The sequence below is a fragment of the Fibrella musci genome (assembly GCF_041321105.1).
In the GTDB taxonomy this organism is placed as follows: domain Bacteria; phylum Bacteroidota; class Bacteroidia; order Cytophagales; family Spirosomataceae; genus Fibrella; species Fibrella musci.
In genome coordinates this window covers 382185-394849 of record NZ_JBGGWD010000005.1, presented here as the reverse complement: position 1 = coordinate 394849, position 12665 = coordinate 382185, and the positions used below count along the sequence as shown (strand labels likewise).

General features: G+C 58.6%; 13 protein-coding genes. 4 read left to right on the top strand and 9 right to left on the bottom strand.

Features of this window, described 5'->3' with window-relative positions; genetic code table 11:
• Positions 1 to 69: 69 nt before the first annotated feature.
• A complete protein-coding gene (locus ACAW74_RS18020; protein WP_370699610.1) occupies positions 70 to 747 on the bottom strand; it encodes a hypothetical protein in 678 nt (225 codons plus the stop codon).
• Between the two features lie 122 nt (positions 748 to 869).
• Between ACAW74_RS18020 and ACAW74_RS18015 the strand changes: the two genes are divergently transcribed.
• The 3 genes from ACAW74_RS18015 to ACAW74_RS18005 all read left to right on the top strand — a co-directional run bounded on the left by ACAW74_RS18015 (position 870) and on the right by ACAW74_RS18005 (position 2925).
• Complete coding sequence (locus ACAW74_RS18015; protein WP_370699609.1) at positions 870 to 1634, top strand: exodeoxyribonuclease III; 765 nt, start codon at positions 870 to 872, stop codon at positions 1632 to 1634.
• A gap of 120 nt (positions 1635 to 1754) precedes the next feature.
• Positions 1755 to 2414: a pseudouridine synthase gene (locus ACAW74_RS18010; RefSeq protein ID WP_370699608.1), complete on the top strand. Its 660-nt coding sequence runs from the start codon at positions 1755 to 1757 to the stop codon at positions 2412 to 2414.
• On the top strand, positions 2365 to 2925 hold the full coding sequence (locus ACAW74_RS18005; RefSeq protein WP_370699607.1) for an AAA family ATPase: 561 nt from the start codon (positions 2365 to 2367) through the stop codon (positions 2923 to 2925). The genes ACAW74_RS18010 and ACAW74_RS18005 overlap by 50 nt, the downstream gene beginning before the upstream one ends.
• Here ACAW74_RS18005 and ACAW74_RS18000 read toward each other — a convergent pair.
• The 6 genes from ACAW74_RS18000 to ACAW74_RS17975 form a co-directional block, all read right to left on the bottom strand.
• Positions 2887 to 3477 carry a hypothetical protein gene (locus ACAW74_RS18000; protein ID WP_370699606.1) on the bottom strand — a complete coding sequence of 197 codons (591 nt, stop codon included), beginning with the start codon at positions 3475 to 3477 and terminating at the stop codon, positions 2887 to 2889. The genes ACAW74_RS18005 and ACAW74_RS18000 overlap by 39 nt on opposite strands.
• A 36-nt stretch (positions 3478 to 3513) precedes the next feature.
• The gene (locus ACAW74_RS17995; protein ID WP_370699605.1) at positions 3514 to 3942 is read right to left on the bottom strand and encodes a nuclear transport factor 2 family protein; all 429 of its coding nucleotides are present in this window, start codon (positions 3940 to 3942) and stop codon (positions 3514 to 3516) included.
• Positions 3943 to 3948: 6 nt separating this feature from the next.
• A complete protein-coding gene (locus ACAW74_RS17990) occupies positions 3949 to 5913 on the bottom strand; it encodes a DUF4350 domain-containing protein (protein WP_370699604.1) in 1965 nt (654 codons plus the stop codon).
• A 55-nt stretch (positions 5914 to 5968) separates the two neighbouring features.
• Entirely contained in the window at positions 5969 to 6733 is a 765-nt protein-coding gene (locus ACAW74_RS17985; protein WP_370699603.1) for an SDR family oxidoreductase, read from the bottom strand.
• Between the two features lie 158 nt (positions 6734 to 6891).
• Positions 6892 to 7731: a 5-dehydro-4-deoxy-D-glucuronate isomerase gene (kduI, locus tag ACAW74_RS17980; protein ID WP_370699602.1), complete on the bottom strand. Its 840-nt coding sequence runs from the start codon at positions 7729 to 7731 to the stop codon at positions 6892 to 6894.
• Between the two features lie 14 nt (positions 7732 to 7745).
• The gene (locus tag ACAW74_RS17975; protein ID WP_370699601.1) at positions 7746 to 9059 is read right to left on the bottom strand and encodes an MFS transporter; all 1314 of its coding nucleotides are present in this window, start codon (positions 9057 to 9059) and stop codon (positions 7746 to 7748) included.
• Positions 9060 to 9469: 410 nt separating this feature from the next.
• Between ACAW74_RS17975 and ACAW74_RS17970 the strand changes: the two genes are divergently transcribed.
• Complete coding sequence (locus tag ACAW74_RS17970; protein WP_370699600.1) at positions 9470 to 9724, top strand: hypothetical protein; 255 nt, start codon at positions 9470 to 9472, stop codon at positions 9722 to 9724.
• A 74-nt stretch (positions 9725 to 9798) separates the two neighbouring features.
• Here ACAW74_RS17970 and ACAW74_RS17965 read toward each other — a convergent pair whose 3' ends face one another.
• Together ACAW74_RS17965 and ACAW74_RS17960 are read right to left on the bottom strand one after the other, a co-directional pair.
• Positions 9799 to 11664 (bottom strand): alkaline phosphatase, encoded by a 1866-nt coding sequence (locus ACAW74_RS17965; protein ID WP_370699599.1) that lies wholly within the window; start codon positions 11662 to 11664, stop codon positions 9799 to 9801.
• Positions 11661 to 12650, bottom strand: coding sequence for a purple acid phosphatase family protein (locus tag ACAW74_RS17960; protein WP_370699598.1), 990 nt, complete (start codon positions 12648 to 12650; stop codon positions 11661 to 11663). The genes ACAW74_RS17965 and ACAW74_RS17960 overlap by 4 nt, the downstream gene beginning before the upstream one ends.
• Positions 12651 to 12665 lie beyond the last annotated feature (15 nt).

Below are 12665 nucleotides of genomic sequence, written 5' to 3'. Positions count from 1 at the left end.
CCGTTTTGTGGTCGATAAACTAACCAAAAAACCAGAACGCATCAACTGAAAACTAACTTACAAAGATAGTCAATCTTGCCCAGATGGCTTGATTTTGACGTTTTTTAACAACACATCGTAGGTCAGTTCGTAATCGAACGAATCGCGCAGGTGGGTGCCCGTAAACCGGACCGGTACGCGCATCGATCGCTTACTCGACTGCTTCAACTGGGCATCGGTCAGCTCGACGCTGCTTTGCCCCAAGACATCGTCGTCGTCGAGCTGATTGGCGAACTGAAGTCCGAACCCGGCAGCCGCCAACCCTGCCGACACGTATTTCAGGGGCGTCAGTGCTTCAATACCCGATAATAAAACGCCCGCCGGTACGCTAACGATGTTGTTGACCCGCTGAATTTTGCCTACCAGGATGGACGCCTGATTGTAATCGTCGACTTCCAGCAGCACCAGCGAGGCCACAATGCGTCCGTTTTGCGGCATCGTCAGTTGAATCGTCTGAGCCGTCGAGAGATCGGCCAACTGTCCTTTTTTCAGCGACTGTACGCCCCAGCCGCCATTAACGACCCCCACAGCCTTGTTTTTGGCATCGTAGCTCACCAGCGAATAGGCCAGCATAACCTCGTCGCGGCGGCTGAGGGTCTCTTCCAGGTTGTTGGCTTTGAGGGAGTTAGGTTTTAGCTCGGCCACGAAGGTTTTCGGGGCGGCACAGGAGGCGAGAAAGAGTGTGGCAGCAATGACGCAAAGGCGCATGAACGTACGATTAACAGGGACAGCATTGCGTTTGTCGTAATGGAGACTACCATCCGACAAACTGTATATCCCAAACGGCCTTTCGCCCTGTAAAATTCGATTGCGCGTATCTTTGCCCATCTATGCGCTTGCTTACCTACAACGTCAATGGCATCCGGGCAGCCATCAAAAATGGCCTGATCGACTGGCTGCAACAGCACCCGACCGATGTCCTCTGCTTTCAGGAGGTAAAGGCTACGCACGACGTGGTCGACCTGGCCCCGTTTGAGGCGCTGGGGTATACGTACCACTGGCATGCGGCCGAAAAGAAAGGGTATTCGGGCGTGGCCACGTTCTCCAGGCGCCCGGCCGATTATGCCGTGCTGGGCTGTGGCTTAGCGCATTACGACTGCGAAGGCCGCATCCTGCGTACCGATTTCGACGACATTACGGTGCTGAACTGCTACTTCCCATCGGGTACGTCGGGCGAAACCCGGCAGGGGGTGAAGATGCAGTTTCTGGCCGAATTTTTCGACTACGTGCAGGAGCTGCGGCAGTCGCGACCCAACCTGATTGTGGTGGGCGACTACAATATTGCCCATACCGAACGCGACATTCACGACCCCGTTCGCAACAAAAACACAACGGGATTTTTGCCCGAAGAACGCGCCTGGATGGATCGGTGGTTTGCCAGTGGGTTTGTCGATGCCTTCCGGACGAAAAACCCCGACGCTGTGGAATATAGCTGGTGGAGCTACCGGGCCGGGGCGCGGGCCAACAACAAAGGCTGGCGCATCGATTACATCTCCGTTGCCGAGTCTATCGCCGACCGCCTTCAGGCTGCCGGCCACCACCCCGAAGCCGTCCACTCCGACCACGGCCCGGTTTGGATAAAATTAGCGAGCTAATAAGGTTCACCACGGAGATGCCGCGAACACCGAGGAAATAAATACGGCGACTCTGTGACTCATTGATCCGTAAATCACTCCATGGGCTTTGTGGCTCTGTGGTGGATAAATTCTTCTTTAGTGACATACCTCATCTATAAACCCTACCTGATGCTGTCGCAGTTTTCGCCGGAGGGGGATAAGCAGACGCTGGCGGATCTGCCGTTTGAGTTCGCGAAAGACGTGTATCCGGTAGGGCGGCTCGATTCGGATAGTGAGGGGCTGTTGCTGCTGACGAGCGACAAAACCATCAACCACCGCCTGCTCGATCCGCGGTTTGCCCACCAACGTACCTACTACGTGCAGGTCGACGGGGCCATCACCGATGAGGCACTGCGTCGGCTGGCCGAGGGCGTGACGATCAGCGTGGATGGCAAAGCGCACCGTACCCGCCCGGCCATTGCCCAACGGCTCACCGACGAACCCGATCTGCCGCCCCGCAACCCGCCCATCCGATTCCGGGCCAACATACCGACTTCCTGGATTGCCCTGACGCTGACCGAGGGGAAAAACCGGCAGGTACGTCGGATGACGGCTGCCGTTGGGTTCCCGACCTTGCGGCTGGTGCGCTGGTCCATCGGCCACCTGACGGCGGCGGGTATGCAGCCCGGTGAGGTACGTTTGGTAGATAACGACGATATTTCGACGCTGCTGAGCGCCCCGATGGGGCCTCAGGCTGGCGCAATCCCCCATGCCCGACCCGCTAAAAATTTGCCTCTACGGCCCCGAAAGCGTTGGTAAGACTACGTTGGCCCAGCAACTGGCCGACCACTACCACACGGTATACGTACCTGAAGTCGCCCGCGACCTGATTCTATCGGGCGATTTGACCAACGTGGAGTTGAGTAGCAGCGATTACGCCCGTATTGCCGTTGCCCAAACGGAAGCCGTGGCGCGCGCGTTACCGCTGGCCAACCGCGTACTGATCTGCGATACCGACCTGATCACCACCCAACTCTACGCCGATGTGTATGGCGTAGCGCATCCGCCCATCCTGACTGAACTGGCGGCGAAGGAGCAGTTCGACGCCTATTTTCTGCTGAACACCGACGTACCCTGGGTAGCCGACGGTCTGCGTGATCTGGGCCATCGCCGCGAGGAAATGTACCACCTATTTGAACAGGCGCTGACCCGGCGCGGTATCCGGTACGTAGTCGTGTCGGGCAGCGAGTATGCCGCCCGCAAACAGCAGGTCATCAACGCGATTGATGTGCTATTGGGCGAGAAAAAGGAGCAGACCGCCAGCACTTAACCCGAGTACGCCGCCCACCATTAATTCGGCGAGCGTGTGGCGGTCCAACTGAAACCTTGACCAGCCAATCAGCGGGACAAAAGCCAGCAGTATCCAGCCCGCCTGTGAATCGAATAAGTAGAGCAGGCAGGCCAGGTACGTATTTAGCGAGACATGTAAGGAGCTTTTGATGAGGGGGTTAAGCAGAAGAGATGTACCTAATAAAAGCGTAGCACAAACGAGGCTGATCCGCACCGGATAGGGCTGATTCGTCATAAAAACGAGCAGCGAAACACCCGTCAACAAGCCCAGGGCCAGCCAATACCACCGTTGCCGCTGCGCCTGATCCGATACGTCGAAGTTGGTGTAGATACCCTTGGCCTGATTGCGATACATGACGATCGCCAGGGGAATAAAAAGGCCGCCAACCAGCAATGCCAACAGGCCAATGGCCCAGTCGATTGGGCCGTGGCACACCAAGAGGGCCGACGCACCAACGGGCAGAGTCAGTAATGGGTGCCCCGCTACCGAAATCAACTGGGCCAACAAGGTAACCGAAGGTCGGTTAGTCAACGCGCTGGGTGTGAACGGGATGAATACCTGATGATGCTAAGCTCGTTTTACGGCTTGGCGGGCGAGAAGCTTCCAAGTGCCGCGCTGATAAACCCAAACGAGTAACACCGATAGGTTGGCGGTACCGGGCGTGCCTTTGTTGACGGTTTCGGCCTGCAAGATATGCCGCACCATCGCTACCTGATCGACCACCGTGATGGTCTGGTCAGTTATGGTGATGGACTTGAAATCAGAGTCGTTGCTGAGCAGTGCTCGCATAAATTCGGCTTTGTCTTCGACTTTACCACTCGAATGGCCATAGCTGAGCGAATCGGCGACCAGCGCCGAGAGGCGGGCTTCGGTGGGATCGATGAGGGCCAGTCGAAGCTGCTCGACGGCTTTGGCCACACCGGCCTGGGTACGTTGCGCCACGGAGGCGGAGATAGACAGCCCAATCAGGGCAACGGTCAGAAAAAAGAGACGCATAGACAATCAGGGTTTTGGGGTACGTGATGAGACTATTGGGCGACGTACCTGAGCGAGCAGCCAGTCGGTCAGTTCCTGCGCCGCCAGGCCATTCTGGAAGGGAGCCGCTACGCGCCGTCCGTCGACATACTCGTTGTAGATCCAGGGGTCACCAACGGCAAAAACGGTGCCTTTGCCATACGTAGCCACCGCCATGATTACGTCCGACTCGGCAGACACGAGGGCGCGGGCGGGGGGCTGCACGGCCAGCGTAGCCAGCTCTTTCAGGTACGTTACGCGGGTAGTGGGGAAGACGGGATTTCCCGTCGGAATGTTGATCGCGCCCTGCTCAAATTTGGTCCCCTGCACCATGTTGCGGCTTTTGTTGGTGAACCGGATACCGAATTGACCCGCCAGTTCATTGAAATGTGGAATCTCGCAGTTGGCCGTATCGTTGGCCATCAGCACCAGCACCCCGCCCGCTTTTACCCACTCGGCAATGGCCCTGCGATCGGCGGGGCCGATGTAGTTGGGTTGCGGCGATTCTTTGGGCGTATCGGGGTCGACGATTATGTACACATCAACGCCGTTCAGGCTTTGGGCGGTTGGCGCGCCTACCGACACCGTTTTGGCACCCCGGCTTCGGAACAGATTGCCCCACCACCAGAAGCCCGAGTGCATGCGATCCTCCCAGGTGTAATGATATGGCTCGCGCTCGGGCAGGGTGGTGTTGGTTGACGGGCGGTTGGTCGCCAGCACGTTGGCCCGCGATTCGTGATTGAAATACGTGTCGACCCCAACGGTTTTGCCACTGCCCATGCGCAGACCGGGCATCAGTTCCACCTCCAGGCTGGCCAGAATGAAAGGGCCAACGCCTTTCAGGTCGTTTTTACGAAGGGGTTCGCTGAGGTAGTAGTCGTAGCTGCCGTCGCGGTAAGGACTTCCGCCCAGCCCCCCGACGCTCACCGTCCCGTTGAGGCTTAGGGTGCCGTCCGGTTCGGTGGTAACGAAGGTCTTCAGGATACCTGCGAACCCGGTGCGGGCATTTTGGGCGAAGGTGGGCGCGATGTATCCCAACCGGGCGGCTTTGGCCAGCGCATACACGAACATGCACGAGGCTGAGGCTTCGAGGTAGTTGCCCGCGCGGGTGCCCTGGTCGATAATCTGGTGCCAGACGCCCGATTTTGCATCCTGGTGCTTCGTGAGCACGGGAGCCAGCCGTTGCAGGTAGCTCACCAGTTTGGCGTGCTGCGGGTGGCTGGTGGGTACGTAGTCGAGCACGTCGACGAGCGCCATCGCGTACCAGCCCATCGCCCGGCCCCACACGTTGGGCGACTGCCCCGTTTGCGGGTTGGCCCACTTTTGTTGCCGACTTTCGTCGTAACCGTGGTAGAGCAGGCCCGTTTTGGGGTCGGTAAGGTGTTGCTCGATGAGGGCAAACTGCTTACCGATGTCATCAAAATTGGCCGTTTCGCCGTAAACCTGACTGTATTCGGCATAAAAAGGCTCGGCCATATACAGACCGTCAAGCCACATCTGGTTGGGGTAACGCTGTTTATGCCAGAAACCACCCGACTGGGTACGTGGCTGCACGGCTAGTTGCTGACGGAGCGTCTGAGCGGCCAACTGGTATTTTTCGCGCCCCGGTATACTCTGCCGGGCTAGCATAAGCAGCACCCGGCCGGGCGTCATGTTGTCGAGGTTGTAGTCGTCGGGGCGGTAGGTTTTGATCTGTCCTTTGGGCCCTACAAACAGATCGAGGTCGTGAACGATGTAGTTGACGTAACGGGCGTCGGCGGTGCGTTCCCAGACCCGTTGCAGCGCCAGCAGCATCAGCCCTTGCTCGTAATCCCAACGGGTCGTTTTCTGGTTGCCCACCACAATGGAATCGGGGTGCCAGCGCATGAACGAATCGGCCATACGCTGCGAATAAGGCAATGGCTGCGCGTGGAGAGCGGTCGAGAGCAGGAGCAGAGCGAAAAAGAGCCGCATACAGGTAGGTTTTGAAAAAGACGGTAGGTAACTCGCTGAACAGAAATTCGTTGCGTTACCGGCCCATCCACCCGCCATCGACGGTCAGGATGGTGCCGTGAACGTAGCGGGCGGCGTCGGACGCCAGAAAGACAGTTGGCCCTTTGAAATCGTCGGGCTCGCCCCAGCGTCCGGCCGGGATTCGCCCCAGAATGGCGGCGCTGCGGGTTGGGTCGTTACGGAGTGCTTCGGTATTATCGGTCGAAATGTAGCCCGGCGCAATGGCATTCACGTTGACACCCTGACCAGCCCATTCATTGGCAAAGGCTTTCACCAGACTGCCAACTGCGCCTTTGCTGGCGGCGTAGCCAGGTACGTTGATACCCCCCTGAAAGGTCAGCAGAGAGGCGGTAAAAATGACTTTCCCCGAACCCCGTGCGATCATGTCGCGGCCCAGTTCGCGCGTCAGAATGAACGGCGCAGTCTGGTTGATGGCGATGACCTCATCCCAGTAGGCATCGGAATGCTCGGCGGCGGGCTGCCGCAAAATCGTACCGGCGTTGTTGACCAGAATATCGATTGCCGGGTGGTTGGCACGTACCTGCTCGATGAACGCCCGCAGGGCATCGCGGTTGCCAAAATCGGCCTGATAGGCGTAGAATCGGCGGCCCAGCGCCGTTATGGCCTGCTCGACGTCGGAGCCCGACAGTTCGAGCGACGCCGAAACGCCAATGATGTCGGCACCGGCTTCGGCCAGCCCTTCGGCCATGGCTTTACCAATACCGCGGCGGCATCCGGTTACCAGCGCCACTTTACCCGTCAAGGAAAACGCTTGTTGCATAGGAAGGGGTGGAAATGAATAATGCGGTCCGCCGCCGCGGTACAATGCACGATGAACAATGCATAATGGAGTCTGGAGGCGCATCACCGACGCTCAAGTAAGCTTACGCCATTCCATTGTTCATTGTACCGCGGCGGCGGACCGCATTATTCATTCAATTATCGTAGCTCCGTGATGGCGCAGAAATCCATGTCGCCGTAGTCGAGGTTTTCGCCCGCCATACCCCAGATGAAGGTGTAGTTCGACGTGCCGGCTCCCGCGTGAATCGACCAGTAGGGCGAAATCACAGCCTGCTCGTTCTGCATCCAGATGGGGCGCGTCTCCTGCGGTTCGCCCATGAAATGGCAGACGGCCTGCCCCTCGGGTATCTCGAAATAATAGTAGACCTCCATGCGCCGGTCGTGGGTGTGGGCGGGCATGGTGTTCCAGACGCTGCCCGATTTCAGTTCGGTCATGCCCATCTGCAACTGGCAGGTCGGCAATACGCTGTTGACCAGCAGTTTGTTGATGGTCCGGTGGTTGGCCGTGGCCGGGCTGCCCAGCTCGACGACCTCCGCATCGGCGCGGGTGACGAGCCGGTTTGGGTACGTGGCATGGGCGGGCGTGGAGTTCAGGTAGAACTTGGCGGGGGTGGCGGCATCGTCGGACTGGAAAACGACCGACTGCGTGCCCCGGCCCAGATAGAGCGCTTCCTTGTAGGCCATTGGGTACGTTACCCCGTCGGCCACCACCTGCCCGGCGCCCCCCACGTTGATGATACCCAGCTCACGCCGTTCGAGGAAATAGTTGGCTCTGAGTTCGGGCGGGTTGTTCAGCGGCAACGGCTGATGGGTGGGCATGGCGCCACCGGTCAGATACCGGTCGAAGAACGAGAGCGTCCAGTAGCAGGCGTCGGGCGCGAAGAGTGTCTCGATCAGGAATTGCTGCCGAAGGGCTTCGGTCGTCAGGCCGCGCACCTCGGCGGGCGAGCAGGCATGGCGTTTACTAAACTGTGTCATGGTTGAAACCCGAATCAGGCAACGGTCGTGGGGTGTTGATTGGGCAAGACGACGGGTTTCCCCGAGCGCGTGAGCCAGTACATCAGGCCCCAGGCGATCAGGTAGGCGCAGCCGCAGAGCGTGAAAAGGAGGTTATAGCCGCCGTTGAGGTTGCCCGCTGCTTTGTAGGTATCGAGCAGGTAACCGATCAGGAACGGAAACAGGAAACCACCAATCGACCCCGCCATACCGCCAATACCGATGACCGAACTGATGGCCTGCTTCGGAAAATAATCCGACGCGGTGGTGTAGATGTTGGCACTCCAGGCCTGATGGGCGGCGGCGGCAAGGCTAATAAGCCCCACGACCTGCCACATGCCGGTAGCAAACTGCGCCAGTACGATGGGCAGCACCGCCAGCGCAAACAGGAACATGGCCGTACGCCGCGCCCGCACCGGCGACCAGCCCCGGTTGATGAAATAGCCCGACAGATATCCCCCGCCGATAGAGCCGATGGTTGTGGCCGTGTAGATGACCACGAGCGGCAGGCTGGGTTTTTTCAGGTCGAGTTTGAAGGTCGTTGAGAAGTAGCTGGGGAGCCAGAACAGGAAGAACCACCAGATGGGGTCGGTCATGAATTTACCCACCACAAATGCCCACGTTTGCCGGATGCCAAAGAGCTTTCCCCAGCCAATGGCTGGCTGCCCGGCTACGGCGGCTTCGTCGGCATCGCTGTGGATGTAAGCGCTTTCTTCGGGTGTCAGGCGGGGGTGCCGGGAAGGCGCTTCGTAATAACGTAGCCAGAAAAAGAGCCAGATGAAGCCAATCGCCCCCGTGGCAATGAAGGCTTCTTCCCAGCCATATGCCCCCAGAATCCAGGGCACCATCACGGGCGTAACCACGGCCCCGATGTTGGCCCCCGAGTTGAAAATACCCGTGGCAAAGGCCCGCTCCTTCTTGGGGAACCATTCGGTGACGGCCCGGATGGCCGCCGGAAAGTTGCCCGATTCGCCCAGACCCAGTACCGACCGGGCTACGGCAAAACCCAACAGCCCGCCCGCAAGCGCGTGCGCCATCGCGGCCACACTCCAGACCACAACCGAAATGGTATAGCCGAGTTTGGTGCCGATTTTGTCGATGATACGCCCAAAAACCAGCAGCCCCAGCGCATAGGAGAGCGTAAACGCCTGCACAATGCGGCTAAAGTCGGTTTCGGTCCAACTGAATTCTTTTTCGAGCGTCGGCTTTAACAGGCCAATGACTTGCCGGTCGAGGTAGTTGATGGTTGTGGCGAAAAACAGCAGCGCAACGATGGTCCACCGGTATTGGCCAGAAGGAGTGGTGTTCATACTAGTTCAGGAGAAAGGCGGAACGACAGATTAGTAAAGGGCAGCCCCGGTTCACCCGCGTAGGGAGGTAACCAGTACCAGACGGCTCAGTACACATGCCGAACCATTGCCTAAGCCCAATTGTGGCCGTTTCTACTAGTTGGGCTTAGGCTGGCGGTAACGAAAAGCGTTGATTGGAGCAAGGTCGCCGCCGGGACAGCCAGCAGATCGGCAGGTTGGCAGGTTGTTCGTTACAAACGGGGAGAATTAGCGAGCGCCCTGTTTTTAAGAGAAAAATGCTGTTGCCTGCCTATCTAGGAGTTAACGGGGCCGGAAGTAGCTTAGGCTGGGCAGGTACGTAGCTCAGGTAGAAACAAGCCAACTTGTTACCCGCTGATGTTCAGTGGAATTGGTACGTCTCATTCTTACGCATGAAATCGTTACTTCTCTGCCTGGCTCTGGGCTTATTCGTGGCGCTGCTGACGACCGAACCGACTGTGATGCACGTACAGAATAGTCAGGAGATTACGCTCGATGGCATAACGTACCCAAAGACCGCCGAGCGGCTGCTCAAACTCTCGGGCGACCGAACGAAAGGCGTTCGCCTGACCAATACCGACGTACCCGGCCAGAAACAACTGGTCGAACTGGGCAACCACGTACCCAAAGGGGCGCTGATTCGGTAGGTGCCGAGGCCGTAGATCGATACGGGCCTTTCCGATAGCGGACGGTTTAAACCGCCCGCTACGGGGAAATCGCCCTATTTCCTGGCGGGTTTCGTTTTGTATTGCTTCAGGATCGTCATGATCCGGGCGAAGATGTCGGTGTTTTCGTAGACACCTCTGAAATCCAGCGAGTGGGGGCCGTAGGCAAAAACAGGCACCATCACGCCGGTATGGTCGTTGGTGCTGAACTGTCCATCGATATACCCCTTTTGTAGGTTGCCATCCAGCAGGGTCAGACCGCCGGTTTCGTGGTCGGCCGTCACGACTACCAGCGTCTGACCATCGGCATCGGCGAAGCGCATCGCCGCCCCGATCGCGTCGTCAAAATCGAGCATTTCGCGCACGATGTAGCCTAGTTTGTTGGCATGACCGCCGTAGTCGATCTGCGCGCCTTCAGCCATAATGAAAAAACCGGCCGGGTTAGGGCTTAATTCGGTCAGTGTTTTTTGCAGGCTGCTCGTCAGTACGTGGGGCCGCCCGGCTTCTACCGAAACCACCGCCTTGTCGTCGAGTAGCACAAACGGCGCTTTTAACTGCGCCAGCTGGCTGTATTGGGTGCCGATGCCATACCCCCGCCGTTGCAGCGAATCGAGCAGGTGCTGCTCCTGAAAATGGCGCAGGCCGCCCCCAATGAGAATATCGGTGGTGTTGGCCGGAAAGTCGGCAGCGATTTCCCGCTCGAAGGCGCGGTCGGGCTGGTGGGCGTAAAAGGCCGCCGGGGTGGCGTCGGTAACGCTGCCCATCGAGATCAGCCCGCTTTTCATGCCCCACTGCCGCACCAGCGCCGGTATGGCCCGCAAGGGTCGGTTCAGCGTATCGACGCCAATGGCGCGGTTGTTGGTTTTCTGGCCCGTCGCCATGGCCGTTGCACCCGCGGCCGAATCGGTGATGTAGGTATCGGCCGCGCTGGTTTTCGAAAAGCCGATGTTGAGCATCCGGCTCAGGTTCAGGTTACCCCGGTTGGCGGTGAGGCCCGCATAAATCTGGGCGAGTCCCATGCCATCGCCAATCAGCAGAATCACGTTACGGACCCGGCTGCGCGCATCGTTGTTGCGGTACGTTGGCTGGTAGAGGGGTTGAACGGTCGGCTGGGCGTATTCGGCCGTTGGTCGCGACGTCAGGAATGCCGCCAGCGGGCCGATCTGATCGGTGTTGATGTAATCGACGCCCAGATTGATCAGTGCTTTCCAGGTATTGATGTTGTCGGGGGTGGCCCAAAGCCGAACCTTTTTGCCCAACTGATGCCCCTGCGCCACGAATGCCCGCAGTTTTACGGCTTCCTGTTTAACGACGAGCCCCTTCCCGTTCCAGCGGCTAAAGGCCAGAAACGACTGGCTGATGAGGCCAATGTGCCGAAGTTGCTCCTGGGTGTAATCGACGCCCGGACGTCCATCAAAGAGCAGCCAGTCGGGGTATTGACTAAACTGATCCGGTTCAGGTACGTTGCCGCTGACCACCACCCGCACGGGGCCGTTGGGGCCAAACACCGCCGGGTAGGCCGCCAGCTTGTTTACGAGCAGGGGCAGCGTCTGAGCCGCCGGGGTTTTCAGGTCGACCAGCAGTTGCAGGGGTTCACCGCCTTCGTAGATACGGCCTTTATGCTCCCGGACTTTCTGGAGAATGGGCTGAATGTACAACTGATCGAGCGTGCGGCTGCTGTCGATGGCCGACGCATCGTGGGCGACGTAGAGCTGACCCCGGTAGGCGTGCACGTCGGCTTCGATAGACCCAAAATGGGCGTAGTAGGCCGTCCAGAAGGGAATCGTCTGCTCGTAATCGTTGTGCGAATGGGCTTGCGGGGTGGTGTAGACCCCCACGGGCTGAGCGAGGCAAAACGAATGCACAATCAGCCCGACGAGAGCGATCAACCCGGCCCGCTGCATCAGCAGAAAGCGAATCATGATTTGGGAATGAGGCGTGAAAAGAGAATGGCTCCTTTGCTGTCGATAATCTGCACCAGCAATTGGGTGGGTTGCACGGAAAACGTCATGAACCCATTGACACCCCGGTAAAAGACGTTCTCAGGCGTTTTATGCGGAACGTTGCTCAACTCAGAACCCGCCCCCGACAGGAAGTGATGCGTTGGCCCGGCGGGTTTGTTGTACTGCAAGTCGTGGTCGTGTCCGCAGAGGTACAGGTCGACTTTATACTGGTTCAGGATCGGTTCCAGGCTGCGGCGAACGGGCCCGGTGATGGCGGTTCGCTTCCCGGCGGTATAAACCGGATGATGCCCCACCACGATGCGCCACCGGATGGTGGAGTCGGGGTCGCTCAGGGTTTCGTGCAGCCAGCGTAGTTGCGCCGTTGTGTCCTGCTGACTAAGGGCCGGGGCCAACTCGTCGTTGGTGTAGTAGTCGGGTTCCAGGCCGTTGGTATCCAGAAAGACAAACTGAATGCAACCGTTGCCCGACAGCTTCTTTTTGAGCGAATAATAGCGGGCAGGCATGTGCCAGCGGCGGCTGATTTTCGAATAGGCGATCTGCGCATCGACGTTACCGGCATAATCGTGGTTTCCCAGAATGGCGTACCAGTCGCGCTGGAGCCAGGCGTAGTGGTAAATCTGCTCGAAACTGCCCTGCCAGAGCGGGTCCTGCGTGCTCATCACACCGCTGGGATAGAAATTGTCGCCCGTCGAGATGATGAAGCTACCACCCAGCCCGGCCATGGCTTTGGCCATTTGCAGCGCTACATCGCGCTGATGAAACTCGCCCTGTCGACCCCAATCACCAATCACGGCAAAGTGCAGCGCTTTATCGAGCGTTTGCAGACCCGGAATCGGACCCAGCTCATAACCGGCGGCGAGTTGGGCGCTGTAATCGGCTGGTCGCTGAGCATGGACCTGACGGCTCAGCAAGACGATAACGAAGAGCAGAAATCGGAATGACATAACGTACCTGTCGGC